Source organism: Micromonospora sp. NBC_00421, assembly GCF_036017915.1.
Taxonomy (GTDB): domain Bacteria; phylum Actinomycetota; class Actinomycetes; order Mycobacteriales; family Micromonosporaceae; genus Micromonospora.
This window is the reverse complement of sequence record NZ_CP107929.1, coordinates 6983460-7010097: the sequence shown is the minus strand read 5'-3', so window position 1 is coordinate 7010097 and position 26638 is coordinate 6983460. Positions and strand designations below refer to the sequence as shown.

Sequence of the window (26638 nt, the reverse complement as noted above, 5' to 3'; positions counted from 1 at the left end):
GGACGCAGGCCCGTTCCTGGGTTACGCATGGGCTACATCCTCTCCGGGGCGGCGACGCCGAGCAGGCGCAGTCCGTTGGCGATCACCGTGCGGGTGGCGTCGTTGAGCCAGAGCCGGGCCCGGTGCAGGTCGGTGACCTCCTCGTCACCGCGCGGCAGGATCCGGCAGTTGTCGTAGAACCGGTGGTACGCCCCGGCCAGGTCCTCCAGGTAGCGGGCCACCCGGTGCGGCTCGCGCAGCTCGGCGGCGGCGGCGACCACCGCGGGGAACTCGGCGAGCGCCTTGAGCAGCTCGTTCTCCTTGTCGTGGTCGAGCAGCTCGGGGTGGAACCCGGCCCCGTCGCCCCGGCCCAGGCCGACCTCGGCGGCGTTGCGGCCGACGCTTGCCGTCCGCGCGGCGACGTACTGCACGTAGTAGACCGGGTTGTCGCGGGTGGCCCGGGTCCACAGCTCCACGTCGATGTCGATCGGCGAGTCGCTGGAGTAGCGGGCCAGGGCGTAACGGGCGGCGTCCACCCCGATCGCGTCGACCAGGTCCTCCAGGGTGACCACGGTGCCGGCCCGCTTGCTCATCCGCACCGGGACGCCGTCGCGGACCAGGTTGACCAGCTGGCCGATGAGGATCTCCAGGTTGACCGCCGGGTCGTCGCCGAAGCAGGCGGACATCGCCTTCATCCGCCCGATGTAGCCGTGGTGGTCGGCACCCAGCATGATCACGACCCGTTCGAAGCCGCGCTCCCGCTTGTCCAGGTAGTAGGCGCAGTCGGCGGCGAAGTAGGTCCACTCGCCGTTGGACTTGCGCAGCACCCGGTCCTTGTCGTCACCGAAGTCGGTGGTGCGCAGCCAGGTCGCCCCGTCGGCCTCGTACAGGTGGCCCTGCGCGCGGAGCCGTTCCAGGGCCAGCTCCAGTTCGCCCCGGTCGTGCAGGTCCTTCTCGTTGAAGTAGGTGTCGAACTCCACCCCGAAGCCGCGCAGCGAGGCCTTGATCTCGGCGAACATCGACGTCACGCCCTCGACCCGGAACACCTCCTGGGCCTCGGCGTCGGCCAGGTCGAGCACGTCCGGCCGGATCGCCCGGACCTGCTCGGCGATCTCGGCGATGTACGCCCCGCCGTAGCCGTCCTCGGGGGCCGGCTCGCCCTTCGCGGCGCACAGCAACGACCTGGCGAACCTGTCGATCTGCGACCCGGCGTCGTTGAAGTAGTACTCGGTGCCGACGTCCGCGCCGGTGGCCCGCAGCAGCCTGCTGAGCGCGTCGCCGACGGCCGCCCAGCGGACCCCGCCGATGTGCACCGGGCCGGTCGGGTTGGCCGAGACGAACTCCAGGTTGATCCGCTGGCCGGCGAGCCGGTCGCTGCGGCCGTACTCCTGGCCTGCCTCGACGATCACCCGGGCGAGCTGGCCGGCGGCGGCGGCGTCGAGCCGGATGTTCAGGAAGCCGGGGCCGGCGATCTCCACCGACTTGACGCCGGCCGCCCGGCCGAGCTGTTCGGCGAGCGCGGCGGCCAACTCCCGGGGCGGGACGCCCACCTTCTTGCTGAGCTGGAGGGCCAGCGTGGAGGCGTAGTCACCGTGGTCGGGGTTGCGCGGTCGCTCCACCGCCGTACGCGCCGGAAGCGCGTCGGGGTCGAGCCCGCGCGCGGTGAATACGGCGTGGGCTGCGGAGAGGACGACCTCGGCCAGTTCTGCGGGAGTCACCGAACCATGTTATCGGGGGTAGACTCGGGCACTCGGCGGCGACCCTGAGCGTCACCCGGCCCGCCAGATCCCCTGACCGACCGACCTGACGAGGCACGATGAGCATCAGCACCCCGGGCGGCCCTGAGCGCCGTCCGACCGTGGTCAGCACCGGCAAGAAGCCGGCGGCGGGCCGGCCCGCCGCCGGCGCCAAGCCCGGGGCCGCCAAGCCCGCAGGCACCCCCCGGCAGACCTCGGGCGGAAAGGGCCCCCGCAAGCCGATCACGCCGGTGAAGGTGAGCCAGGGCCGGTCCTGGGGCCCGATCGCCCTGTTCGTCGCCGTGGGCGTGCTCGCTGCCTCGATCATCGGCTACGGCGCGTACGCGGCCTTCCAGGGTTCCAAGTCGTGGGAGCAGCGGGCCGCCGACATCGACGGCATCGTCGACTTCCGGGACAAGGACCCCAAGCTCGTCCAGGGTGGTCAGCACCAGCAGGGCGCGATCAAGTACGACGTCCTCCCGCCGGTGGCCGGCCCGCACAACCCGGCCTGGCAGAACTGCATGGGCGACGTCTACGACGCCCCGATCGCCAACGAGCACGCGGTGCACAGCCTGGAGCACGGCACGGTCTGGATCACCTACCGCCCCGACCTGCCGGCCGACCAGGTCAGCAAGCTCCGCAGCAAGACGCAGGGCGTGGAGAAGGTCATGCTCAGCCCGTTCGAGGGGCTGGACAAGCCGATCTCGCTCCAGGCCTGGGGCTACCAGCTCAAGGTCGACAACGCCGACGACAGCCGGATCGACGAGTTCATCAAGACGCTGCGGGTGAACGCCTCGGTCGAGGGTCCGAACGCCAACTGCGGCCAGGGCATCACGGCCACCGGCACCGCCCCCCGCGACAACGTCCCGCAGCAACAGCAGCAGCCCACCCAGTGAGGACACGGCGATGACCGCCCCCGCGACGACCGACACGCCGCCCGTCGAGCCCCCGGTCACCAGCTCCGGTGACCGGCGGCCCGCCGGCCGCTACGGCGCACTCGCCCTGACCGCCGCCGTCGTGGTCGGTCTCCTGCTCGGGTACGCCGGCGGCCTGCTGACCCCGACGTTGACCCGGCCGGGTGACGGCTCCGCCGAGGCGGGCTTCGCCCGGGACATGAGCACCCACCACGCCCAGGCGGTGGAGATGGGGCTGATCGCCTTCGACCGGGGCACCGATCCCGAGGTACGCCAGATCGGCGGCGACATCGCCACCGGCCAGCAGGGTGAGATCGGCACCATGCAGACCTGGCTGCGGTCGTGGGGGCTCGACCCGACCGGCAGCCAGCCCCGGATGGCCTGGATGCCCGACGGTGCCACCAAGGTCGAGAACGGCCTGATGCCGGGCATGGCGACCCCGGAGGAGATGGCGAAGCTACGCGTCGCCCAGGGCCGTGAGCTGGACGTCCTCTTCCTCCAGATGATGATCAAGCACCACCTCGGCGGGATCCACATGATCCAGGGCATCCTCGACGCCGGTGGCGACGACGACGTCCGCACGGTGGCGCAGACCATGAAGAACACCCAGCAGACGGACCTGACCAACCTCCAGAACGCCCTGAAGCGTCTGGGCGGCTGACCCGTCCCCACGCGTCCGAGAGGCCCGCGTCCCGCTCCGGCGGACGCGGGCCTCCGTGCGTCACCGCCCCCTCGCCGACGCGGTTGCGGGCCCCGACGGCACGCGGCGACCTGGAACGCGAAGACCTGCAACGCGGGTTATGGGCGATTTGTATTTTTAGCGCGGTCCGCACCTTTAAGGCCCTAAGAGACTTTTCTACCCACATATCGTGACCGGTAGTGATTCGTGCTCGTTGCGTAGGACGTGGGGGTTGCACTCAGAGACGCGCGGCGCTCGGTCACCAGCTGGTGCCGACGCCACACCATCGGCGGTGACGGAGCGGTGGCAGCCGCCCGTCGCGGACACCGGCAGGGCGAGTCGGGAGCGCTCAGCCGGGAACAGGAACTCGAACTGATCGACGTACTGCGGGGCGTCCACCCCGACGGGTTCGGGCTGGACGAGGAGCTCTGGACGCGGCAGAGCCTCGCCGCGCTGATCCAGCGCCGCTTCGACCTGGCGGTCGACGCCGGCACGGTCGGGTCGTACCTGCGGGCCTGGGGGTTGGGTCCGCGGGAGCCGCGCGAGCGGGCCTGCGGGCTCTGCGTCGGCGCGGTCGAGCGTTGGGTACGCAGTGACTACCCGGCCATCACCCGGGCCGCCCAGGAACACGACGCGGAGGTCTACTGGATCGGCCGGGTACGCCTGCGCGGCACCATGCCCGCCGCCGAGGTGATCTCGGCGGTGTCGTCCCGGGGCCGGGTCCGGTTCATGGTGACCACGCCGAGCGTGGATCCACCACTGCCCCGCGACTTCGTGTTCCGGCTCAGCGGCGCCGACCAGCACCCGGTGCACCTGATCGTGGACGGCTCCTGGCCCCGGAACGAATGGCCCCGCCGGCTGCCCCGGCGCATCGTCCTGCACCCGCTGCCGAGCTGCGGCCGCGCCCAGGCCGCCGCCTGACCCACTCGACCCGGGCCGGCACCCGACCCGCTCGGCCTGGCCGGCGGCGACGTTCCGCCCGGCTCGGCCGGCGGGTGATCCACCCGGCCTGACCGGAGGTGACATCTTCGCTCGTCGCCGACGGCAGTCGCCGCCGACCCCTCGCCAGCCTCGGCATCATGATCATCCAGGTCAGCGGGGCGTACCGGCGGGGGCCGGGTCGCGATTCGGTGATCCCGGAGGGGTTTGCTACTCTTCTCAGGTCGCTGAGCCCCCGTAGCTCAGGGGATAGAGCACCGCCCTCCGGAGGCGGTGGCGCAGGTTCGAATCCTGCCGGGGGCACACTTGCTAGGAAACCGAGACCAGCACACGAAGGCCGCTGACCAGGGGAAACCCGATCAGCGGCCTTCGTCGTACGAGTGGGGCTCAGGCGGATTCGCGGCGGGCCTTCGCACGGCGTTTTCCCTCGTGCATGGCCTGCACCCGGGGCACCGGGATGGTGCGCCCCTCGGCTACCAGGTCGACCGGGAGCCGCTGCGGCGCGGGCATCGCCCCGGCCCACGGATCCCGGTCACCGAGCAACGCGGGGACCGTCCGCACGGTGAAGTCCGCCGGGGTGATCCGGTCGAGGTCGTCCCAGGCGACCGGGAACGAGACCGGCAACCCGGGGCGCAGCCGGGGGCTGTACGCGGCCACCACTGTCGCCCCGCCGGCCCGGGTCGGGTCGACGAAGACCCGGCCACCCCGGTCCTCGCGGATGAAGGCGGTGGTCGCCGACTCCGGGTCGAGGCCTTCGGTGTGTACGGCGAGCGCCCGGGTGGCGGCGGCGACCTCCTCGGTGGTGGTGTCCGGGTGCACCGGGACGAAGACGTGCAGCCCCTTGGCACCACTGGTCTTCACCGCGCCGGCCAGCCCGACGTCGGCCAGCGCGCGGCGGACCGCCCCGGCGACCCGGGCCACCGTCGCGAAGTCCTCCCCCTCGGGCGGGTCGAGGTCGAGCACGAGGTGGGTGGGCTGCTCCGGGCTGGTCGCGGTGACCAGTGCCGGGTGGTACTCGACCGCCCGCTGGTTGGCGAACCAGAGCAGGGTGCGCCGGTCGTCGCAGAGCGCGTACGACACCTGCCGGTGGGACGTCTCGGCCCAGATCGCCGTGCGGCGTACCCATTCCGGGGTGTATTTCGGCAGGTTCTTCTGCATGAACGGCTCCTGCCCGCGCAGCAGCCGGACCACCGACAGCGGCCGGTCGCGCAGGACGGGGAGGAGGCGGTCGTGCACGGTGTCCAGGTAGTCGACCAGGTCCCGCTTGGTCACGTCGCCACCGGCGAGCAGCGGCTGACCGAGGTTGGTCAGACCGACCCCGTCGCGCGTCTCCTCCGCCCCGGCCATCCGCCCACCCTCCCGGCCGCACCGGCCGGGCGCAACCCCGACACGGGTCGGCCGACAGACCCGTCGTCGAGATCTTCGTCTGTGACCATGACACCGGCGGAAGGAGGCACCCCGTGTCCCAGGAACACAGCGACGGATGCGCCGGCGGGGAACAGGACGGCGTCTGCACCCTGCGGGAGGCGCTGGACCGGGTGGGCGGCAAGTGGAGCATCGGCATCCTGCTGGCCGCCTCCCCCGGGCCGGTCCGCTTCAGTGAGTTGGAGCGGCAGGTCGAGGGGATCAGCCGACGGATGCTCACCCTGACCCTGCGCAACCTGGAACGGGACGGTCTGCTGCACCGCCAGGCCCACCCGACCGTGCCGCCGAGGGTCGAGTACCGCGCCACCCCGATGGCGCTGGAGCTCTACGAACCGCTCGTGGCGTTGACCGCCTGGGCACAGCGGCACCGCACGGCGATCAGCGAGGCGCGGGCCGCCTACGACCGCAAGCACGGCCGGGAATGAGCCCCTGACCGGGCCTGTGGCGAACGCCACCGCGTTTCTCTGACCGATCGGTCAGTTCTGACCGATCGGTCAGGCATGCTGGAACGCATGATCCGTCGCACCCCCCGCACGCACGGCGAGATCCTCGCCGCGGCGGCCCGGCGGTTCGCGGTGACCGGCTACAAGGGCACCTCGTTGCAGGACATCGCCCGCGAGGTGGGCTGCTCCAAGGCGGCGGTGCTCTACCACTTCGCCGGCAAGGAGGCCCTGCTCGCCGAGCTGATGGCGGGGCCGATCTCGGTGCTCTGTGAGCTGGACGAGCGGATCTCGGCGTTGACCGGGGCAGCGGCGCAGCAGGTGGCGGCGGAGGGCTTCGTCGACCTCGCGGTGCGGTTCCGCGGCGAGATCGCGCTGCTGCGCGGGGAGTTCCCGGAACTGCTCGCCCAACCGGCCTTCGCCCACGTCCAGCGCATCTCGGAGCGGCTGATCGAGGCGATGACCGGCCCCGACGGCGGGCAGGACGCGCGGGTCGCCGCGCTGGTGCTGCTCGCCGGCATCGCCGAGGGATGCGGCACGTTCACCGACATCTCCGACGAGGAACTGCGTCCCGCCCTGCTGGCCGTCGCCCAGCGGGTACTCGTCTCCCCCATACCGCCGCCACCACGGCCACCTCTCGACCTACCCGATCACGAATGAGGACAAGGATCTGATGGCGACCCTGCTGTACCGGCTAGGCCGGGCATCGTTGCGCCGCCGGCGACTCGTCGTCGCCGTCTGGCTCGTCGTACTCGTCGGCCTCGGCATCGCCGCGGCCACCCTGAAGGGCCCGACCGCCAGCAACTTCACCATGCCCGGCACCGAGTCCCAGCAGGCGCTGGACCTGCTCGCCGAGCGCTTCCCGGCGGCCAGCGGCGCCACCGGCACCATCGCGGTGAAGGCACCCGCGGACGGCCAGTTGACCACCCCCGAGGGGCAGGCCGTGGTCAAGGGGGTCGTCCAGGAGTCGGCGACGCTGCCCGGCGTGGTCGGCGCGGTCGACCCGTACCAGTCCCAGGCGATCACCCCCGACGGCCGGTACGCCCTGATCCAGGTGCAGTTCGCCACCGGCGGGGACGAGGTCACCGACGACCAGCGCGAGGCGTACGAGAAGGTCGGCGCGCAGGCCGAGGCGCGGGGCTGGCAGATCGCCCCCGGCGGTGAGGTGCTCAACTCCGAGCCGGAGGTCGGCTCGACCGAGGCGCTTGGCGTACTGGTCGCCGCGATCGTCCTGATCGTCACCTTCGGCTCGTTGGTAGCGGCCGGGATGACCATGCTGAACGCGCTGATCGGCGTCGGGGTCGGCATGGCCGGCCTGTTCGCCCTCAGCGGTGCGGTCGAGCTGACCAGCACCGCGCCCATCCTGGCCCTGATGCTCGGCCTGGCGGTCGGCATCGACTACTCGTTGTTCATCACCTCCCGGCACCGACAGCACCTGCTCGAAGGGCTCACCCCCGAGGAGGCGGTCGGCCGGGCCGTCGGCACCGCCGGTTCCGCCGTGCTCTTCGCCGGCGCCACAGTGGTCATCGCGCTCGCCGGCCTCGCCGTCGTCGGCATCCCGTTCCTCACCGTGATGGGTCTGGCCGCCGCCGGCACGGTGAGCGTGGCGGTGCTGGTGGCGATCACGCTCGCCCCGGCGCTGCTCGGTTTCGCCGGCCGCCGGGTCCTCCCCCGTAAACTGCGCAACGCCGGGACCGGACCGGCCCACCGGGCCGCGCCGGCCGCCGAGGACCGCTCCGGTTTCGGGTTCCGCTGGGCGCACTGGATCACCCGGCTGCGCATCCCGGTCATCCTGGTCGGCCTGCTCGGCCTGGGGCTGCTCGCCCTGCCGGCCCAGGACATGCGGATCGCCCTGCCGGACGCCAGCACCGCCGCGGTGGGCAGCCCGGCCCGGACCAGCGCCGACCTGATCCGGGAGGGCTTCGGCCCGGGCTTCACCGGCCGGCTCGCCGTGGTGGTCACCTCGGACTCCCCGCAGGACACCGCGACCGCCGTGCCGCAGGTGACGGCGCTGGTCCAGCGTACCGAAGGGGTGTTGGCGGTGGCCCCGCCGCAGCTCGACCCGTCCGGACGGACCGCGCTGATCGGGGTGATCCCGAAGAGCGGCCCGACCGACGCCGCCACCGAGACGCTGGTCCACGACATCCGGGACCGGGTCGGCTCGGTCGGCAACGCCGAGGTGCTGCTGACCGGCGTGACCGCGATCGGCATCGACGTGTCCGAGAAGCTCGCCGACGCGATGCCGGTCTACCTGCTGCTCGTGGTGGGGCTGTCGATCCTGCTGCTGATGCTGGTCTTCCGGTCGATCCTGGTGCCGGTGAAAGCGGCGTTGGGCTTCCTGCTCACGGTGGCCGCGACCTTCGGCATCACGGTCGCGGTGTTCCAGCAGGGTCACCTCGCCGGCCTGGTCGGTCTGGACAGCCCGGCCCCGCTGATCAGCTTCCTGCCGATCCTGCTGATCGGCATCCTGTTCGGTCTGGCCATGGACTACGAGGTCTTCCTGGTCTCCCGGATGCGGGAGGACTTCGTGCACGGCGACAGCGCCCGCCAGGCCACCATCAACGGGATGGGGCACGGTGCCCGGGTGGTCACCGCCGCCGCGCTGATCATGATGTCGGTCTTCGGGGGCTTCGTCTTCCTCGACGACCCGGTGATCAAGTCGATGGGCTTCGCGCTGGCGGTCGGTGTCGCCATCGACGCCTTCGTGGTCCGGATGACCATCGTCCCCGCCGTGATGTCCCTGCTGAACACCAGGGCGTGGTGGCTCCCCCGCTGGCTCGACAAGGTCCTCCCCAACGTCGACATCGAGGGCGAAGGTCTCCGCGCCCACCTCGACAAGCAGCCCGTCGACGCCTGACCACTGTCGATCATGGAGTTGTGGTGCCGGACAACGGTGGCGAAAACCCACCAACCGGGCACCACAACTCCATGATCCACCGACACGGCGACACCTGGGCGCGCGGACACCGGGCGGTGGGATGGGGTCAGAGGCCGGAGGGGTAGGTTTCCAGCTCGGCCACCCGCGACGGGGTGGGCAGGGGGTGCAGGGCGGTGGAGGTGTCGCACCAGACGAAGGCGTCGTAGCGGTCGGCCAGTCGGGTGGGGACGTAGTTGCCCCAGCTCTCGAAGGTCGGGTCGTAGACCACCCCGATGGCCCGGTGGTCGGCGGTGTCGGTGGCCCAGTCGGGCTGGTCGGGGTCGCCGAAGACGAGCACCGCCCGCTCCGGCAGCAGCTCGTGCAGCCGCTGCTCCACCGAGCCCTCCCGGGCCGGCGGCACCGTCATCACCTCGGCCGGCGAACCCCAGTGCGGGGCGGCGACCACCGTCCCGCGGTAGCCGCCGACACCGATGAGCGCCACCGCCTCGCGGCCCAGCCGCTCCCGGGCGAGCTGACCGATGTTGACCATCCCGTCGTCGGCCATGTCGGTGGCCCGGGCGTCCCCGACGTGCGTGTTGTGCGCCCAGACGATCCCGCGGGACCCCGGGCCGTAGCGGGTCAGCAGCCGGTCCAGGGTGTCGGCCATGTGGACGTCCCGCACGTTCCAGGAATCCGGTCCGCCGTGCACCATCGCCCGGTAGTACCGTTCCGCACCGGCCACCACCTCCGCGTTCTGCCAGGCCGCGAAGGCGTCCGGGCCGTCCGAGGCGACATGGGCCCGGGTACGCGTCAGCAGCCGGATCACCTCCTCCTCGCAGCGCGCCGAGACGAACCGGCTGGCCGCGCCGTACTCCTCGACCCGCCTGCCGTACGGCTCGAAGCACCGGTACGCGTCCTGCGCCGCCTCCATCGCGTGCGGGTCCTCCTCGCCGAGATAGTCGAAGATGGCCTGCATGGACTCCCAGAGGCTGTAGACGTCCAGCCCGTGGAAGCCGGCCCGCTCCCGCTCCGGACGTTCCAGGTTCCAGGCCCGCAGCCAGCGGCAGAACCGGTCCACCTCGGCGTTGGCCCACATCCAGGTCGGCCAGCGGGTGAACCGCCCCAGCGCGGTACGCGGGTCCGCCGCGCCGCCTGGTGCACCCACCACCGACCGGTGCACCCGGTCGCAGTCCGGCCAGTCCCCCTCCACCGCCACGAAGTCGAACCCCTGCTCGGCGATGAGCCGTCGGGTGAGCTGTTCGCGCAACCGGTAGTAGTCGTGACTGCCGTGCGTCGCCTCGCCGATCATGACCACGCGGGCGTCCCGGACGCGCTCCACCAGCGGGTCGAAGTCGCTCGGCGTACCGAGCCGCTGTACCAGCATGGGCGGGGCTACCCGGCAGGATCGGCGGACAAACCGCTGATCCTGCCGGGCCCGTGCGGTGTGGCGACGGGTGGAACGGGTAGCCGGGCGGCATGAGCGTCACCGGCATGCAGTTGCAGGAGTACCTGGCCGGCCTCGACTACCCGGTCTCCCGCGAGGACCTGGTCCGCTGGGGTCAGGAGAACGGCGCGAGCACCGAGTTGCTCCAGCTGCTGCGCGCCCTGCCCGCCGAGCAGTTCGACGACCCGGCCGAGCTGAACCAGGCCCTGGTCACCCACAGCTGACACCCGGACGGGGTCACCGCCGACGGCCACCGACCCGGGCCCGGTGCCGGTCGCGCGGTGCGGTCCGGGCGGGGCGCCACAGGTCCGTGTCGCCGGCTCGGCAACGGTACGGACAGGCTGCACGGGCGGTCGGTCTGGAACTACCTGGCCGGCAGGTACTGAGACGTTCCGGCCACCGGGCTCAGAGGTCGACGGTGCGGGCCTCGGCGCGGGCGGTCTCCGCCGCCGCCAGGACGGCCACCACCTCCCGGCCGAAGCGGACGTCACAGAGGTGGTCCCGGTCGCCCGAGTCGATCTGCCCCAGCAGTTGGTCGAGGGCCGTGCCGAAGGCGGTCAGCGCGTTGCCGTCGCCCGGCGGGACGGACCCGGTGCCGTTCTCGCCGTAGAAGACGTAGTCCCGGGTGACCGCCGTCGGCGGGGCGTCCAGGGTCAACGACAGGGCGCTCGTGGCACCCCCGTCGTGGGTGAGCAGCAGATGCACCAGTCCGGCGGGGCCGTCCATCGCGGCGACCCGGGTGACCCGGCCGAGCACCGGCAGGACGATCGACAGCGCGTGCGGGCCGATGTCCCACAGCGCCCCCTGCTCCTGCCGCCAGCGGGAGTCGCCGTACGGGCTGCCGGGTTGGTAGATCGAGGCGAACTGGGTGGCGCGGGCGTGCTGCCAACCACCGGCCGCGGCGGTGGCGGTGAGGAAACCGTCGATGTTCGGGAGGAACCGCTGGGTGAAGAAGACCACCGAGGCCACCCCGGCGGCCTGCACGGCGTCGACCACCCGGTCCGCCTCGGCGGGTTCCAGTGCCAGCGGCTTGTCGAGCAGCAGGTGCCGGCCGGCGGTGGCGGCCCGGACGGCGATCCCGGCCTGCACGTCCGGGGGCAGCGCCACGGCCACCGCGTCACACGCGTCGAGCAGCGCGTCGACGTCGTCGAACGCCGGTACGCCGTGCCGGGCGGCCAACGCGCCGGCCCGCTCCGGGTTGCGCCCCCAGACACCCGCCAGTTCGGCGCGCGGATGCGCGTCCAGCCCCGCGCCGTGCGTCTGCGCCGCCCAGTGACCGGTGCCGAACAGGCCGAACCGCAGCACGAGGTACCCCCGGTGTCGTCGTCGGCCACCCGATGCGGTGACCGTGACCCACGCTAGTCGTCCACCCCGGTCGCCGCAGCCGACGCGGCCGGTCCCGGGACGGGAGCAGGGTTGCCTCGTTGCGGCAGGCCGCCCGACCCGCCCGGATCCCGCTGACCCGGGACCTGGACGGCGGCGAGTACTACGCCGGTTAGTAGGCTGTGCCGGTGACCGACACACCCATCGGATGTCCGCGATGACCGGCGCGGCGGCGGCCGGTTCGCCGGTGGACGGAGTCCCCGCCACGGCGGCGATCGTGCTGTCGCTCGTACTGGCGCTGTGGGCTCTGGTGGCGGCGGTCCGGCACCGGCCGCCGGACCTGGCGCAGTCCGTCGGCCTGGGCCTGCTGGAGCTGGCGCTGCTCGCACTGACCGGGCTGGCCCTGGTCGCCGTCGCCGGGGGTGAACGGGCCGGCGAGCCGGGCGCGTTCTTCGGGTACCTGGTGACGCTCGTCTGCCTGCCCCCGCTGGCCTGGGTGCTGGCCCGGATGGAGCCGACCCGGTGGGGGTCGGCGATCGTCTGCGCGGTCTGCCTGGTCGTCCCGGTGGTCGTGGTCCGGCTCCAGCAGACCTGGGAGGTCGTCGGTGGCTGACCCCCGGGCGGCGGAGCGCGCCACCGACGCCGGGCCGGCGCGGGCCACCAACACCGGGCCGGGGCGGTTGCTGATCGCCGTCTACATCCTGTTCGCCATCGCCGCCACGTCCCGGGCCGGGCTCCAGATCGCCACGAGGTTCGACGAGGCGCCGGTGGCGTACCTGCTCTCGGCGGTGGCCGCGCTGATCTACATCGTGGCGGCGGTCGGGCTGGCCCGCGCCGGTCACACCGGCCGGCGGGTCGCGCTGGCCTGCTGCTCGGTGGAGCTGGTCGGGGTGGTCGGCGTCGGGGTGCTCAGCCTGGTCGACGCCGAACTCTTCCCCGACGAGACGGTCTGGTCCGGCTTCGGCAGCGGGTACGGCTACATCCCGCTGGTGCTGCCGGTGCTCGGGCTGCTCTGGCTCCGGCGCACCCGCACCACCACCGGCCCTCACGCCCGCCCGCCCGCCTGACCGGCACCGCCGCCCGCACCGCACGGCCGGCACCGCCTGACCGGCACCGCCTGACCGGCACCGCCGCCCGGTGCGGACCGGACGGCGGTGGCGGAACGCGCCGGTCAGTCCTTCGGGCCGCCGGCCACGTAGACGACCTGGCCGGAGACGAAGGACGCGCCCTCGCTGACCAGGAACGAGATGGTGTGCGCGACGTCCTCCGGACGGCCGGGGCGGCGGACCGGGATCTCGGCGGCGGCGTGCTTCTGAAGGTCGTCGAAGTCGACCTTCATCCGGGCGGCGGTGGCGGCGGTCATGTCGGTGACGATGAAGCCGGGGGCGACCGCGTTGACCGTCACCCCGAACGGCCCCAGCTCGATGGCGAGGGTCTTGGTGAAGCCCTGCAGGCCGGCCTTGGCCGCCGCGTAGTTGGCCTGGCCCCGGTTACCCAGCGCCGAGGTGCTGGAGAGGTTGACGATCCGGCCGTACTTCCGCTCGACCATGTGCCGCTGGGCGGCCTGGCTGAACAGGAACGCGCCGCGCAGGTGCACCCCCAGCACGGTGTCCCAGTCGGCGTCGGTCATCTTGAACAGCAGGTTGTCCCGCAGCACCCCGGCGTTGTTGACAAGCACGGTCGGCCCGCCCAGCTCGGTGGCGATCCGCTCGACGGCGGCCTCCACCTGGGACCGGTCGGCCACGTCCGCACCCACCCCGAGCGCCCGACCACCGGCGGCGGTGATCGCGTCGACCGTCTGCCTGGTCGCCTGCTCCTCGATGTCGACCACGGCGACGACCATCCCGTCGGCGGCCAGCCGACTGGCGGTGGCCGCGCCGATGCCGCGCGCGGCTCCGGTCACGATGGCGACGCGGGGCTCCTCCGACACGACTACCTCCCGGTAACTTGTGGCTCGATCGGAGGAGCTTAACCCAGCGGCACGCCGGCCGGCCCGGTCAGCGACCGGGCCGGCCGGCGGATACTCCGGTCAGTAGGTGGCGGAACGGCAGAGCCGGATCCAGCGGTAGCCGTGCCCGCCCAGCTTCAGGCTGTCCAGCTTGCCGACGTCGCCGTAACCCCGGTCGGTGAGCACGTCGATCGGCAGGTCCGCCTCGGCGGCCAGGGTGCCCAGGTCCACCTCGACGTCCTCGGTGCCGAGGTTGTGCAGGAAGACCATGGTGCCGGTGGGGCCGTCGGCGCGGTGCGCGAGCACCCCGGCCGGCATCGGCACGTCGATGTGCGAGGTCGAGCCGGAGCCGATCTCGGGGGCCTCCCGCAGCGTGCGGATCATCCGCTCGAACCAGGCCAGCAGCGACTTCGGGTCACCCCGTTGGGCGGTGACGTTGACCTGCTGGTAACCAAAGTCACCCTGGTCGATCACCGGGCGGATCAGCTTCTCCGGGTCGGCCGTGGAGAAGCCCGCGTTCTCCTTGTACGACCACTGCATCGGGGTACGGATCGCGTTGCGCCCGTCCAGCGCCAGGTTCTCGCCCATCCCGATCTCCTCGCCGTAACGCAGCACCGGCGTGCCGCGCAGCGAGAACTGGAGCGCGTACGCCAGCTCGATGTGCCGGCGGTCGTTGCCGAGCATCGGGGCGAGCCGGCGCCGGATGCCCCGGCCGTAGAGCTGCATGTTCTCGTCCGGCCCGAACTTCGCCAGCACGTCGTTGCGCTGGTCGGCGGTGAGCCGGGACAGGTCGATCTCGTCGTGGTTGCGCAGGAAGGTCGCCCACTGGCCGCCGGTGGGCAGCTTCGGGGTGTCGCGCAGCGCGTCGACGATCGTCTCCGGGTCCTCCCGGGCGAGGGCGAGCATCAGCCGGCCGTTGAGCATGAAGTCGAAGAGCATGTGGATCCGGTTGCCCGAGCCGCTGCCGTCGCCGAAGTAGACGGGCAACTGGTCCGGTTCGACGTTCGCCTCGGCCAGCAGCACCGCGTCGCCGCGCCGCCACTGCACGTGCTGGCGCAGGTCGGTGAGGAAGTCGAAGTCCTTGGGCGCGTCCGGGTTGCCCGGCTCGGTCTGCTCGATGATGAACGGCACGGCGTCCATCCGGAACCCGGAGACGCCGAGCTGGAGCCAGAACGAGGTGATCTTCTTGATCTCGGCGCGGACCTTCGGGTTCTCGATGTTCAGGTCCGGCTGGAACTTGTAGAAGCGGTGGTAGAACCACGCCTTGGCGGTCCGGTCGTAGCTCCACGTCTCGTGCTGCTCGCCCGGGAACACCATGCCCTGGTGCCGGTCCGCCGGCTCGTGGTCGGCCCAGACGTACCAGTCACGGTACGGCGAGTCGGGCGAGGATCGGGCCGACTGGAACCACGGGTGCTGGTCGGAGGTGTGGTTGACCACCAGGTCGATGATCACCCGGATCCCCCGGTTCTGCGCCTGGTGCAGCAGTTCGGCGAAGTCGCCGAGGGTCCCCAGTCGTGGGTCGACGTTGTAGAAGTCGGTCGCGTCGTACCCGTCGTCCTGGTTGGGCGAGGGATGGATCGGGTTGAGCCAGAGGCAGGTCACCCCCAGCCGCGCCAGGTAGTCGAGCCGGCCGATGAGGCCACGGAAGTCACCGACCCCGTCACCGTCGGAGTCCGCGTACGTGTCGACGTCGAGGCAGTAGACGACTGCCTCGGAGTACCACCTGTCACCCATGCCGGCCTAATGTCTCCGTTCCGCCGTCGCCGCAAACGCGAGTCCTCCTCCCGCGAGGTCCGGGGTACGGTGCCGGGATGGCTGATCATCCGACGGACGGCTCCCGCACGGTGGACTGGGACGAGGGCCGGTGGTCGCACCCACCGGTGCGGGTGGACCGGACCGACGACGGTGGACTGCTGGTGGAGCCGGGGGCGGAGAGCGACCTGTGGCGGCACACCGGCTACGGCTTCGTCCACGACGACGGGCCGGCGCTGCTCGCTGCGCTGCCCGCCAGCGGCGCGGTCGAGGTGAGCTTCGTGCTGGACTACACGGCGCAGTTCGACCAGGCCGGGGTGCTGGTCCGGGTGGACGAGCGGAACTGGGTGAAGGCCGGGGTGGAGATCAGCGACGGGCTGCCGCAGGTCGGCGCGGTGGTCACCAGGGAGTTCTCGGACTGGTCGGTGGCCCCGGTGCCGGACTGGACCGGGCGCGTGGTGACCGTACGGGTCAGCCGGGACGGCGACGCGTTGACCGTCCGGGCCTGCACCGACGACGAGGGGTGGCGGTTGGTCCGGCTGGCCCCGCTCGCCCCGGACGCGGTCGCGCTGGCCGGGCCGTTCTGCTGCTCGCCCTCCCGGGGCGGGTTGACAGTCCGGTTCACCGGCTGGCGGCAGGGGCCGGCGGACCGGGAACTGCACCCGACGGACTGAGCCTCGGGTCAGGGCGGGACAGGGTGGCCCGGCCCACCCGCAGGTGTAAGCGGTGGTCGGGCGGGTACCACTGTCCGATCCCACCGGCACCGAGGAGGACGACGATGGCCCTCGCCCAGGACGTCGACCCGAACCAGTTCACCGGGCTGACCGGCTGGGTGGCGAGCGTGATCGACGCCCTCGGCGCGGCCGGTGTCGCCTTCCTGGTGGCGCTGGAGAGCATCATCCCGCCGATCCCCAGCGAGATCGTGCTGGCGATGGCGGGTTACCTCGCCGCCGAGGGCCGGTTCAACCTGGTGGTGATCGTCCTCGCCGCGACGGTCGGCTCGCTGGTCGGCGCACTGGTGCTCTACTGGCTCGGTGCCGCGCTCGGCGAGGAGCGGCTCAAGCGCTGGCTGGACCACATCCCGCTGGTCGACCGGGACGACCTGGAGAAGGCCGACCGCTGGTTCGAGCGGCACGGCCGGTGGGCGGTGCTGATCGGCCGGCTGGTGCCCGTGGTCCGCAGCCTGGTCTCCGTCCCGGCCGGTGCGAACCGGATGCCGATGGGCGAGTTCGTCCTGCTCACCACGCTGGGCAGCGGGGCGTGGAACGCGCTGGTCGTCGGTCTCGGCTACACGCTGGGCTCGCGCTGGCAGGACGTCGAGAAGTACAGCGACTGGTTCAACTACGCCATCTTCGCGGTCCTCGCCGTCATGATCGTGAGCTGGGCCGGCAAGAAGATCCGCTCCCGGCGCGACCGGAACGACAGGCAGTCGGCGACCGCCGACCACTGACCGGGCCACCCCACCGGGCCACCCCACCGGGTCGCCCCGCCCGAGCGACCGCTCGGCCCGAGAGACCTGCCCGCCGCAACCGGCCGGTCCCTCGGGCGGCGTCGGTCAGAACTTCGCGGTGATCGAGGTGAACTCCCAGGTGTTCTGGGCGATGCCGGAGCAGTTGGCGACCACTCCGCCACCCGGGCAGGGCCGGTCCCGGTTGACCGCCCAGAAGGTGAACCGGGACAGCCCCCGGGCCTTGGCCCAGTCCCGGATCTGGGTCCAGGTGGCCGGCGAGGTCAGCTCCTGCTGGTCGGAGAGGCCGTTCATGCCGCTGATGCCCATGTGCGCGTACGCGGTGGCGTCGGACCAGCCGAACGCCGACTTCAGGGTGTTCTTCAGCCCCTCGGCGGCATCGACGGAGTTCTGGTACATGTTCGCCCCGCCGCCGAAGTCGAACGGCATGATGGTGAAGGTGTCGATGTTCGCACCGAGCGCGGCTGCCTGCCTGACCAGCCGGGTGCCGTAGTACGACGGCCCGGTGGTCGTGGTGCCGAAGGTGACGATCGTCCTGATCCCCGGGTTGTTCTGCTTGACGATCTTCAGCGCGCCGAGGATCCGGTCCTGCACCGCCTCGTTCTCGAACTCGTCGCTGTTCTCGATGTCGACGTCGATCGCCTTCAGGCCGTACGCGTTGATCACCTGCTGGTAGGCCCCGGCGAGGGCGCTTGCCGACGCGCAGTTCGGGCCGAGCTTGTTGCCGCTCCACCCGCCGAACGACGGGATGACGTCGCCGCCGGCCGCCCGGATCGCGGCGATGGTGCTGGCGTGCGCGCCACCGGTGAGCGGGCCGGAACCGTCCCAGGCGGGGGTGCAGCCTCCACCGGAGAGCACGAACGCGACGGTGAACCACTTGACCCCGGTCGCCCCCATCACGGTGGCCGGTGCGGGCGGGTCACCCCAGCCCGGGTAGAGGTAGGGGGCGGCGGCCATCGGGCCGGTGCCCCCGGTGCAGCCGGTGGTGGTGGCCGAGACCGCTGCCGACTTCGCCGACTCGCCTACCGAGTTGTACGCCGTGACGGTCCAGCTGTGCGCGGAGCAGGTGGCCAGCCCGGAGACGGTCGTGGAGGTGCCGGTGACGGTGGCCTTCACCGTGCTGCCCTCGTAGATCCGGTAGCCGGTGACCGTGCCGGAGACGGCGTTCCAGGCCAGCGTGGCCGAGGACGCGGTGGTGCCGGTGACCCGCAGCCCGCCGGGGGTGGCCGGGCCGGTCGGGTTGCCGGGGCCGCCGCCGGTGCAGGCCCCGCCGTTGACCGTGCAGTCGGTCGGGTCGCCGGTGCCGGCGACGACGAAACCGAAGGTGGTGCTGGCACCCGGTGCGAGGCTGCCGTTCCAGCTCTGGTTGAGGGCGGTGACGTGCTGGCCGGAGCTGGTCAGCCGGGCGTCCCAGAACGAGCCGACGGCGCTGCCCGACGGCAGGTCGAACTGGACGTTCCACGAGCTGATCGCGGTCGAGGTGTCGTTGGTGACTGTGAACTTCGCCTCGTACCCGCTGCTCCAGCTGGCGGTGCGGACGAAGGCGGCGGTGGCGGCGGACGCGGCCGGCGGGGCCACGAGCGTGCCGGCGACCAGGGCAGCGGCGAGCGCGACGGCGAGGGTGGCCGCGCGGGGGGAGCGGAGTCTCACGGGTGGCCTCCAGGGACCGGGGCGGGGGTGACCGTCCCGCCTGCGCGGGCCGGTGGGGGCGCGGTCCGGGGGCGGGACCGCCGGGACGACCGATGGACCGATCCACGGTTGTCTACGTCCGCCTATTATTAAGACTCTTAACTGTTAATGTCCAGCGCCGGACAACTTCCCCGCCGGCCCAGCCCCCGGCCGCACCGCGCACCGGCCGCACCGGCCGACGGGCCAACGGGGTCCGTGCCGACGCGGCACGGACCCCGACTGCCGACTCAGCGACGGAAGGTGAACCAGTTGACGTTGACGAAGTCGGCCGACTGGCCGCTGCTGAAGGTCAGGTAGACGCTGTGCCGGCCGGTCACCGCCGAAACGTTGCCCGGCACCGACCGCCAGCTCTGCCAGCCACCGGTGTTGGCCAGGGCGAAGCTACCGATCGGGGTGCCGGTCGGGCTGTCCAACCGGACCTCGACCAGGCCACTCACCCCGCTGGCCGCCCCGGACGCCACCCGGGCCAGGAAGTCGCGCGGCCCGCCGGTGCCGAAGTCCACGTTGTCGTAGCGGGCCCAGTCGCCGTTGCGCAGCGCGGCGATGTTCTGCCCGCCCTCGGCACACGTCTCGACCGCGACCCCGTTCTGCCCGGAGAACGCCTCGGCCTGGATCGTGCCGTAGGCGTCCACGGTGCCGGACGGCGGCGGCGTGGTCGGGGCCGGCGTGGTGGGGGTCGGCGTCGGGTTGGAGCCGCCGCCCCGACGGTAGACCGCGACGTAGTCGACGAGCATCGGCCGACCGGAGACCGTCGAGCCGGTCGGCGTGACGTAGCCGGCCACCCCGTCCGGGAAGGAGCCGCCCATCGCCACGTTGAGCAGCAGGAAGTAGCCGCCGTGGCCGGTCATCTGCGCCCAGTAGGTCGCACCGACCTGGGTCTCGGTGACGGTGTGGAACAGCTGCCCGTCGACGTACCAGCGCAGTTGCTGCGGGCTGACCGAGGTGTCCCACTCGGTGCGGTAGGTGTGGAAGGCGGCCTGGCAGGCGCTGCCGGGGCAGACCCGGGTGGCGCCGAGCCCGCTGAACTCGTTGCACGGGCCACCGGGGGCGACCCCGCAGTGCAGCGCGCCCCAGACCTGGTTGAGCCCGTTGACGTTCTCCATCACGTCGATCTCGCCGATGCCCGGCCAGTTCTGGTAGTTGCCCCGATAGGGCGCACCGAGCGCCCAGAACGCCGGCCAGTAGCCGGCCGCCTGGGCGGCCGTGACGTTGGGCATCTGGATTCGCCCCTCGATCGCCAGCACCCCGCCGGACGGGGGCTTGAAGTCGGTGCGGACCGTCTCGATCCGGGCCGAGGTCCACCGGCCGGCGGAGTCGCGCAGCGGGGTGATCCGCAGGTTGCCGGCACCGTCCTGGGCCAGGTTGGCGGTGCTTCCGGTGTACGTCTGGATCTCGCCGGTGCCCCAGTTGGCCGGGCCGCCGGGGTAGCTGGTGCCGGTGTCCACGATCCAGTTGGCCGAGGACGGCAGGGTGCCGGACGCACCTGTGAAGTCGTCGCTCCACATCAGGTTCCACCCCGACGGCGGCGTCGGGACGGCGGCCTGTGCCGCGACCGAGAGGCCGGTCAGTGCGGTGACGGTGGCGAGGGTGACCGCCAGGGCGAGCCGGCGGCGGGACCGGCGCGGGGCGGTGGGGGCGACCGGGGCCGCCGGGACAGCGTTCATCGGGATGCCTCTCCGAGGGGGACGGGAGCTAGAGAGCGCTCTCTGAGCGGTTTTCTACGCTCCCGCCCCGCTACTTGTCAACGTTCGTCGATGGCTTCGACGAGTTCCGACTGTGGCCGGCGCAGCAGCAGGTGCTCGGCCGCCGTCCACCCGGTGGTGGTGACCAGGTAGAGCACCGCCGCCAACGGCACCACCAACGCCACCAGCACCGTGCCATACGGCAGCAGCGGGATCACCCGGGCCAGCAGTGCCGCCCCCGGCTGATCCGTCGGGGCATCTGCCGACGCGGCCGTCCGCTGGGCCCGCCGGGACAGGAACCGGGCCGACCCGAGCAGGGCCGCCAGCAGCACCCCGAAGACCACAAGCACCGACGGTGACAGCCCGTCGCCCAGGTGCCAGCCCAGCGGCACCCCGGCCAGCCGCGCGTCGAGCAACCCGGCAGCACCGTCCCCGGTGCCGAACAGGCGGTACATGACCAGGAAGAACGGCGCCTGGAGCAGAGCCGGCAGGCACCCCGCCACCGGCGACGCGCCGGCCCGGCGGTAGAGCGCGAACATCTCCGACTGCAGCTTCGCCGGGTCGCCCGCGTACCGCTGCCGGAGCTGGCGGAGCTGCGGGGCGAGCGCCGCGCGACGCCGCTCCCCGCGGACCTGGGCGACGGTGAGCGGCGAGATCAGCAGTCGGACGGCGACGGTGAACAGGACGATGGCGGCGGCGGTGGCGACCCCGCCCAGTGGCGTCAGCAGCTCGGCGAGCCAGCCGACGAAGGAACCCGCGGCGACAGCCGCGTCGTGCACAGGTGAGAAGGCGAGCATGGAGGAACCCCTCGGTCCGATTCCGGAAGTCCGCACGGGACGGCTGCCGGCGGCCCACCAGGGGACGCCGGCCCGTGCACCGCAGGGACGGATGACGACGGAATCGGTCAGGGGTCGGCGGCGCGCGGGTCAGCCCGCGACCGGGGACCACCCGACCGGAGAGCAACGCCCGGGTGCCCGGGGGCGGGGTCGGCCCGCCGCGTCCGGGTCGACCTGGCGGGGCACCCGTCGACGTCGGGCCCGGTCCCGCAGCCCGACCGCCCGCCGCCCGAGCCCGGGGCCGGTCACCGGGCGGGGACGCGCCGCCAGCAGGACGACGAGCAACAGCGCGGCCACCACCGCCGCACCGGCCAGCAGGTCGCCCGGCCGGTCCGCGAACAGCGTCAGCCCGATGAGCGCGTACGCCCACAGACCCGTCACCACCCGCAGACCCGGCACGCGCACCAGACTAGGACCCGCTGTCACGTCCCACCGCCGCGACGGCCTCGACCACCGTCGCCGGCCGGTCGACGTGCAGCAGGTGCCGGGCGTCCCGGAACACCTCCTGCCGGCCCGCCGGGAAGCTCGCCGCCAGCCGGGCGTGCCCGGCCCGCCACGCCGCCCGACCAACCGGGGTGGGCACGTCGCCGAGCGCGGTCAGCACCCGCACCGGCAGCGTCGGTGCCGCCGTCACCTCGCGTAGCGCCACCAGCTCCGCCGCCACCGCCGGATGCGCCAGCCACTGCACCAGCGCGCCGACAAGCACCGCCGCCGAGCCGTACGGCACCGCCGCCGCCGGGTCGGGCGGCCGGACGCTCATCCGGCGTACCGCCCGATGCCAGGCCCACGGGCCGACCCGACGGACCAGCCCCGACCGGTCCAGCGCCCCGGCCACCATCGGGGCGGCCGCCGCCACCGCGCCGGCCGACCACGCCGACAACCGCTCCCAGCCCGCTGCCCGGGTCCCGCCCGGGTCCGCCAGGCGCGGTGCCGCCAGGCTGGGATCCGCGAGCACCAGCCCGGCCAGCCGCCCCGGATGCCGCCGGGCGTACGCCTCCGCGGGCAGGGCCGCCGCCGAGTGGGCCACCAGCACCGGCCGCTCCAGCCCGGCCACCCCCGCGGCGATCCGGGCCACCTCGTCGCCGAGGGTGGGCACCCGGAAGTCCTCCGGCCCCGGCCGGTCCAGCCGGCCCACCCGGTAGCCGGCGGCACGCAGCAGGGGGGCCAGCCGGTCCCAGGTCTCCGCCCCCTCCCCCATCCCCGGGCAGAGCAGCACCCCCGGCCCACCGGCCCCGCCCGACCGACCGGTCACGCCACCCTGCGCCGCCCGGTCGGCGGCGGGCCGGTCGCCGGGCCGGCCGGTCACCGGGGTTCCTCCGGGCGGGGACCCAGGCGGGCGACGGCGGCGGCGAGCAGCAGCCAGCCGGACAGCCCGGTCAACTGGGTCCGCTGCCACAGGCCCAACCCCCACTCGGGGCGCACCGCGGCGATCAGCGTCCCGACCGTGCCGACCAGCAGCACCACCGCCACCACCAGCCCGGCCCGGCGGCGGGCCGGGCCACGCAGCACGGCGAGGATCGCCACCACCGAGAGCAGCGCGCCGGCCACCGCCACCGACGAGGTGACTGTGTGCGCCTGGTGCCGCCAGGACAGCTCGCCCAGCTCCTCCAGCCGCGCGCAGCGGGCGTCCACCGACGGTGCGCAGTCCATCGTGGTCCAGCCGCCGTCCACGGCGGTGGCCACTCCGAAGAGCAGCAACCCCCACCAGGCCGGCCGTGGCACGTCCCGGGCCACCCGGCCCAGCAGCAGCCCGGCCACCGCCGCACAGAGCCCGGTCGCCACGTCGCCCAGCTGGAAGAGCCTGTGGTACGGCTGGTCCCGCGCGGCAAGCTCGCTGAGGTAGCTGCCGACCGGGTCGAGCCCCGGGTTGAGCACCGGGCCGAGCAGCCAGGAGGCGTAACAGACCGCCGCCAGCACGAGCGCCACCGCCGCCCCGGTCCGGGCCGCGCGGGGGCGGTTCACGACTCGCGGACCATCGGGAACGGCAGGGTCTCCCGGATGGACCGGCCGGTCAGCAGCATCACCAGCCGGTCCACGCCCAGCCCCAACCCGCCGGTCGGCGGCATCGCGTACTCCAGCGCGGTGAGGAAGTCCTCGTCCAGCTCCATCGCCTCCGGGTCGCCGCCGGCCGCCTTGAGCGACTGGGCGGTCAACCGCCGCCGCTGCTCGGTCGGGTCGACCAGCTCCGAGTACGCGGTGCCCAGCTCCATCCCGAACGCCACCAGGTCCCACCGCTCGGCCAGCCGGGGGTCGACCCGGTGCTGACGGGTCAACGGCGAGACCTCGGTCGGGAAGTCCAGATAGAACGTGGGCACGTCGGTGACCGCCTCGACCAGCCGCTCGTACAGCTCCGACAGCAGCTCGGCGCGCCCCCAACCCGGGTCGTACGGCACCCGGGCGCCGTCGGCGAGGCGGCGCAGGGTGGCCCCGTCGGTGTCCACGGTGACCTCCTCGCCCAGCGCGGCGGAGACCGCCTCGTGCACCGTGCGCACCGGCCACGGCCCACCGATGTCCACCAGCTCACCGGTGCCCGGTCGACGGGCCAGTGGAGCGCCGTGCACCGCCACCGCCGCCGCCACGATCAACTCCCGGGCCAGCTCCCGCATGTCGTGGTAGTCGGCGTACGCCTGGTACGCCTCCAGCACGGTGAACTCCGGGTTGTGGCTGAAGTCGACGCCCTCGTTGCGGAACACCCGACCCAACTCGTACACCCGCTCGACGCCGCCCACGGCGAGCCGCTTCAGATAGAGCTCGGGGGCGATCCGCAGGGTCAACCGCAGGTCGTAGGCGTTGCTGTGGGTGACGAACGGACGGGCGTTGGCGCCGCCGTGCACCCGTTGCAGGATCGGCGTCTCCACCTCCAGGAAGTCCCGGGTCACCAGGGTCCGCCGCAGGCTGGTCAGGGTGGCGCTGCGCGCCCGCAGCAGCTCCCGCGCCGACGGGTTGATCGCCAGGTCCAGGTAGCGGCGGCGGACCCGCGCCTCCGGGTCGGCCAGGCCGTGGTGCTTGTCCGGCAGCGGGCGCAGGCACTTGGCGGTGAGCCGCCAGTCGGCCACCCGCACGGACACCTCGCCGCGCCGGGTGGCGTACACCTCGCCTGTCGCGCCGACGTGGTCGCCGATGTCGACGGTGGCCCGCCACCGGTCCAGCTCCTTCTCCAGCATCAGTTGCAGGTCGCCACTGCCGTCACGGACGGTGACGAAGCAGACCCGGCCGTGGTCGCGGACGAGCAGCACCCGCCCGGCCACCGAGACCGTCTCCCCGGTGCCGGTGTCCGGGGCCAGCCCGGCGTGCCGCTGCCGCACCGCCGCACACCCGTCGGTACGCGGCCACCCCACCGGGTACGCCTCGACGCCCTCCGCCCGCAGCCGGTCCAGCTTCGCCCGACGCACCCGGACCTGCTCGGGAAGCTGCTCGCGGGCCGGTTCCGGGCTGACCGCGTGCACCACTGCGGCCTCCGGCGGCACGAACCCCACCCCACCACCGGCCGGTGGTGCCCCGTACAGCGGGGACGGGCGGCCACCGGGCAACGCCAGGAAGCCCTCGGCGACGGCGGCGGCCAACCCCACCCGGGCCAGTTCCCGCCGCTCGCCGAAGCACAGGTAGCGGGGCGTCCAGTGCGGCTGGTACTTGGCGTTGGACAGGTACAGCGACTCCAACTGCCACCAGCGGGAGAAGAACAGCAGGGTACGCCGCCACAGCCGGATCACCGGGCCGGCACCGATCCGGGCACCCTGCTCGAAGACCGACCGGAACACGGCGAAGTTCAACGACACCCGCTCGACGCCCAGCCGGGGGGCCGCACCGAGCAGCGCGGCCACCATGAACTCGGTGACCCCGTTGTCGGCGGTGCGGTCCCGACGCATCAGGTCCAGCGACAACCCGTCGGCGCCCCACGGGCTCAGCGACAGCAGCGCCCGCACCCGGCCGGTGCCGTCCCGGGCCTCGACCAGCACACAGTCGCCGTCGGCCGGGTCGCCGAGCCGGCCCAGCGCCATCGAGAAGCCGCGCTCGTGCTCGGTGTCCCGCCAGCGGGTGGCCAGCGCGGCGAGGTCGGCCAGCTCGTCCGGCGGGATCTCGGCGTGCCGACGGACCAGCGCGGTGTGCCCGGCCCGCTCGACCCGGTGCACCGCCTGCCGGACCGGACGCATGTCCCGCCCGCCCAGGTCGAACTCCCGGGCCAGCAGGATCGCCTCGTCGCCCAGTTGCAGCACCTTCAACCCGTGCCTGTGGTAGGCCCGCGCGCCGACCTCGCTGGCCCCCATCACCGCCGGGGTCCAGGCGTACTCCCGGGCCTGCTCCAGCCAGGCGGTGATGGCCGGCCCCCACGCCTCCGGATCGCCGACCGGGTCGCCGCTGGCCAGGCTCACCCCGTTGACCACCCGGTAGGTCAGCGCCGCCTTGCCGCTGGCCGAGAAGATCGCCGCCTTGTCGCGCCGGGTGGCGAAGTAGCCGAGCGAGTCCCGCTCGCCGTAGCGGGCCAGCAGCTCCCGGATCCGCTGCTCCTCGTCGGGGTGCAGCACGGCGGCGGCGCGCTGCGAGCGCAGCAGGGTGAACAGGCCGGCGAGGAAGGCGACCGCGCCCATCCCGCCGAGCAGCAGGTTGACCCAGCCGGGGGCCTGACCGTGCCGGGTGACGTCCAGGGTGATCGCCCCGCCGAAGACCTTCTCGATGGCGTACCCGAGCCGGTCCAGCCAACTGCGCAGGCTGCCGGGCACGGCGGTGAGCAGCAGGTAGCCGAGCCCGACGGCGCCCGCGGCGAGGCCGAAGAACACCCCCAGGGCGCGGCGGGTGCTGCCGCTGCGGACCCGGGCGTAGAACTCCCGCCGGGCGGCCAGCAGCAGGGCCAGCGCGGCGGCGGCGAAGCCGATGCCCACCCAGACGCCCACGGTGTCGATCAGGTCGAAGATCCGCCGCCCGGCGTCGTCGGTGAGCCGGTCCGCGCCGACGGTCACCAGCAGCAGACCGGCCAGCGCGCCGACGACCAGGCTGAGGGTGAAGTAGACGACGAGCACCCAGTACGCCAGCCGTTTACGCCGCAGCACCGCCGCGGCGAGGGTGCCCAGGAACACCGCGTACGCCAGGTTGGCGGGGGCAGGCACCAGCAGCGTGTCGATGGTGGTCCGCACCGGCTGGAACTCGGCGTTGGCCGCACTGCTCACCGCCGCCAGCGCGCAGATCGCGGCGATGAACCACAGCAGCGCCGCGAACATCCGGGGCACCTGCCGCCGCCAGTCCGGCGCGGACGGCCGGGCGGGGTGGCCCGGGCGGCCGGTGTGGCCGGGGTGGACCGGCGGGGCCGCGACCTGGGACACCGTCGTCGGGGTCACCTGACCTCCCTCACGTCGCCGGCCCCGGCCCACCCGGTCGGGGCGGGGGTGCGCCACGGCACCGGTCGGCGGACCGGGTCATGGTAAGCATCCGGCGCGATGGCCCGCCGTGTCGCGTTTTCCCCGCCGGACACTCTGGGTAATGGGCCGGGCGACACCGCGGCGAAACCCGCCGCGACCCGACGGGACGGACGGTG

General features: G+C 73.1%; 24 protein-coding genes and 1 tRNA gene. 12 read left to right on the top strand and 13 right to left on the bottom strand.

Annotation, left to right across the window (positions count from 1 at the left end):
• Positions 1-32: 32 nt before the first annotated feature.
• Positions 33-1697, bottom strand: coding sequence for an arginine--tRNA ligase (gene argS / locus OHQ87_RS30255; RefSeq protein ID WP_328343422.1), 1665 nt, complete (start codon positions 1695-1697; stop codon positions 33-35).
• A 98-nt stretch (positions 1698-1795) separates the two neighbouring features.
• Here argS and OHQ87_RS30250 point away from each other — a divergent pair, with 98 nt between their 5' ends.
• The 4 genes from OHQ87_RS30250 to OHQ87_RS30235 all read left to right on the top strand — a co-directional run bounded on the left by OHQ87_RS30250 (position 1796) and on the right by OHQ87_RS30235 (position 4550).
• Positions 1796-2611, top strand: a complete 816-nt coding sequence (locus OHQ87_RS30250) for a DUF3105 domain-containing protein (RefSeq protein WP_328343421.1) — start codon at positions 1796-1798, stop codon at positions 2609-2611.
• A 10-nt stretch (positions 2612-2621) separates the two neighbouring features.
• Complete coding sequence (locus OHQ87_RS30245) at positions 2622-3290, top strand: DUF305 domain-containing protein (RefSeq protein WP_328343420.1); 669 nt, start codon at positions 2622-2624, stop codon at positions 3288-3290.
• A gap of 243 nt (positions 3291-3533) precedes the next feature.
• Positions 3534-4229: a winged helix-turn-helix domain-containing protein gene (locus OHQ87_RS30240; RefSeq protein ID WP_328343419.1), complete on the top strand. Its 696-nt coding sequence runs from the start codon at positions 3534-3536 to the stop codon at positions 4227-4229.
• 249 nt (positions 4230-4478) lie between these two features.
• Positions 4479-4550, top strand: a tRNA-Arg gene (locus OHQ87_RS30235).
• A gap of 84 nt (positions 4551-4634) precedes the next feature.
• Here the strand turns inward: OHQ87_RS30235 and ligD are convergent.
• A complete protein-coding gene (gene ligD, locus OHQ87_RS30230) occupies positions 4635-5594 on the bottom strand; it encodes a non-homologous end-joining DNA ligase (RefSeq protein WP_328343418.1) in 960 nt (319 codons plus the stop codon).
• Positions 5595-5707: 113 nt separating this feature from the next.
• Here ligD and OHQ87_RS30225 point away from each other — a divergent pair, with 113 nt between their 5' ends.
• The 3 genes from OHQ87_RS30225 (at position 5708) to OHQ87_RS30215 (ending at position 8969) form a co-directional block, all read left to right on the top strand.
• Positions 5708-6097, top strand: a complete 390-nt coding sequence (locus OHQ87_RS30225) for a winged helix-turn-helix transcriptional regulator (RefSeq protein ID WP_328343417.1) — start codon at positions 5708-5710, stop codon at positions 6095-6097.
• Between the two features lie 87 nt (positions 6098-6184).
• Positions 6185-6772: a TetR/AcrR family transcriptional regulator gene (locus OHQ87_RS30220; RefSeq protein WP_328343416.1), complete on the top strand. Its 588-nt coding sequence runs from the start codon at positions 6185-6187 to the stop codon at positions 6770-6772.
• Between the two features lie 13 nt (positions 6773-6785).
• Entirely contained in the window at positions 6786-8969 is a 2184-nt protein-coding gene (locus tag OHQ87_RS30215; protein ID WP_328343415.1) for an MMPL family transporter, read from the top strand.
• A gap of 127 nt (positions 8970-9096) precedes the next feature.
• On the opposite strand, the gene OHQ87_RS30210 is transcribed toward OHQ87_RS30215, so the two are convergent.
• Positions 9097-10353: an erythromycin esterase family protein gene (locus OHQ87_RS30210; protein WP_328343413.1), complete on the bottom strand. Its 1257-nt coding sequence runs from the start codon at positions 10351-10353 to the stop codon at positions 9097-9099.
• A 92-nt stretch (positions 10354-10445) separates the two neighbouring features.
• Here OHQ87_RS30210 and OHQ87_RS30205 point away from each other — a divergent pair, with 92 nt between their 5' ends.
• Positions 10446-10637 carry a DUF2795 domain-containing protein gene (locus OHQ87_RS30205; protein WP_328343411.1) on the top strand — a complete coding sequence of 64 codons (192 nt, stop codon included), beginning with the start codon at positions 10446-10448 and terminating at the stop codon, positions 10635-10637.
• A gap of 181 nt (positions 10638-10818) precedes the next feature.
• On the opposite strand, the gene OHQ87_RS30200 is transcribed toward OHQ87_RS30205, so the two are convergent.
• Positions 10819-11718 carry a Gfo/Idh/MocA family protein gene (locus OHQ87_RS30200; RefSeq protein WP_328343409.1) on the bottom strand — a complete coding sequence of 300 codons (900 nt, stop codon included), beginning with the start codon at positions 11716-11718 and terminating at the stop codon, positions 10819-10821.
• 226 nt (positions 11719-11944) lie between these two features.
• Here OHQ87_RS30200 and OHQ87_RS30195 point away from each other — a divergent pair, with 226 nt between their 5' ends.
• Positions 11945-12349 (top strand): hypothetical protein, encoded by a 405-nt coding sequence (locus tag OHQ87_RS30195; protein WP_328343407.1) that lies wholly within the window; start codon positions 11945-11947, stop codon positions 12347-12349.
• Positions 12342-12803 carry a hypothetical protein gene (locus tag OHQ87_RS30190; protein WP_328343405.1) on the top strand — a complete coding sequence of 154 codons (462 nt, stop codon included), beginning with the start codon at positions 12342-12344 and terminating at the stop codon, positions 12801-12803. The genes OHQ87_RS30195 and OHQ87_RS30190 overlap by 8 nt, the downstream gene beginning before the upstream one ends.
• A 104-nt stretch (positions 12804-12907) precedes the next feature.
• Here the strand turns inward: OHQ87_RS30190 and fabG are convergent, their stop codons facing one another.
• Together fabG and OHQ87_RS30180 are read right to left on the bottom strand one after the other, a co-directional pair.
• Positions 12908-13666 (bottom strand): 3-oxoacyl-ACP reductase FabG, encoded by a 759-nt coding sequence (gene fabG, locus OHQ87_RS30185; protein ID WP_328343404.1) that lies wholly within the window; start codon positions 13664-13666, stop codon positions 12908-12910.
• 99 nt (positions 13667-13765) lie between these two features.
• Positions 13766-15418 (bottom strand): alpha-amylase family protein, encoded by a 1653-nt coding sequence (locus OHQ87_RS30180; protein WP_328343403.1) that lies wholly within the window; start codon positions 15416-15418, stop codon positions 13766-13768.
• Positions 15419-15495: 77 nt separating this feature from the next.
• Here OHQ87_RS30180 and OHQ87_RS30175 point away from each other — a divergent pair, with 77 nt between their 5' ends.
• Together OHQ87_RS30175 and OHQ87_RS30170 are read left to right on the top strand one after the other, a co-directional pair.
• Positions 15496-16110, top strand: coding sequence for a DUF1349 domain-containing protein (locus OHQ87_RS30175; protein ID WP_328343401.1), 615 nt, complete (start codon positions 15496-15498; stop codon positions 16108-16110).
• A 104-nt stretch (positions 16111-16214) separates the two neighbouring features.
• Positions 16215-16886 carry a DedA family protein gene (locus OHQ87_RS30170; RefSeq protein WP_328343399.1) on the top strand — a complete coding sequence of 224 codons (672 nt, stop codon included), beginning with the start codon at positions 16215-16217 and terminating at the stop codon, positions 16884-16886.
• A gap of 105 nt (positions 16887-16991) precedes the next feature.
• Here the strand turns inward: OHQ87_RS30170 and OHQ87_RS30165 are convergent, their stop codons facing one another.
• From OHQ87_RS30165 to lysX, 7 genes are all read right to left on the bottom strand, one after another.
• Entirely contained in the window at positions 16992-18554 is a 1563-nt protein-coding gene (locus OHQ87_RS30165; protein ID WP_328343397.1) for a cellulose binding domain-containing protein, read from the bottom strand.
• Between the two features lie 266 nt (positions 18555-18820).
• Positions 18821-20257 (bottom strand): carbohydrate-binding protein, encoded by a 1437-nt coding sequence (locus OHQ87_RS30160; protein ID WP_328343395.1) that lies wholly within the window; start codon positions 20255-20257, stop codon positions 18821-18823.
• Positions 20258-20334: 77 nt separating this feature from the next.
• Positions 20335-21072 carry a YidC/Oxa1 family membrane protein insertase gene (locus tag OHQ87_RS30155; RefSeq protein WP_328343393.1) on the bottom strand — a complete coding sequence of 246 codons (738 nt, stop codon included), beginning with the start codon at positions 21070-21072 and terminating at the stop codon, positions 20335-20337.
• 129 nt (positions 21073-21201) lie between these two features.
• Positions 21202-21510, bottom strand: coding sequence for a DUF6412 domain-containing protein (locus OHQ87_RS30150; protein WP_328343391.1), 309 nt, complete (start codon positions 21508-21510; stop codon positions 21202-21204).
• Positions 21511-21520: 10 nt separating this feature from the next.
• Complete coding sequence (locus OHQ87_RS30145; RefSeq protein ID WP_328343389.1) at positions 21521-22417, bottom strand: alpha/beta fold hydrolase; 897 nt, start codon at positions 22415-22417, stop codon at positions 21521-21523.
• Positions 22414-23073 carry a DUF998 domain-containing protein gene (locus OHQ87_RS30140; protein WP_328343387.1) on the bottom strand — a complete coding sequence of 220 codons (660 nt, stop codon included), beginning with the start codon at positions 23071-23073 and terminating at the stop codon, positions 22414-22416. The genes OHQ87_RS30145 and OHQ87_RS30140 overlap by 4 nt, the downstream gene beginning before the upstream one ends.
• Positions 23070-26441 carry a bifunctional lysylphosphatidylglycerol synthetase/lysine--tRNA ligase LysX gene (gene lysX / locus OHQ87_RS30135; RefSeq protein WP_328343385.1) on the bottom strand — a complete coding sequence of 1124 codons (3372 nt, stop codon included), beginning with the start codon at positions 26439-26441 and terminating at the stop codon, positions 23070-23072. The genes OHQ87_RS30140 and lysX overlap by 4 nt, the downstream gene beginning before the upstream one ends.
• Positions 26442-26638: the final 197 nt, after the last annotated feature.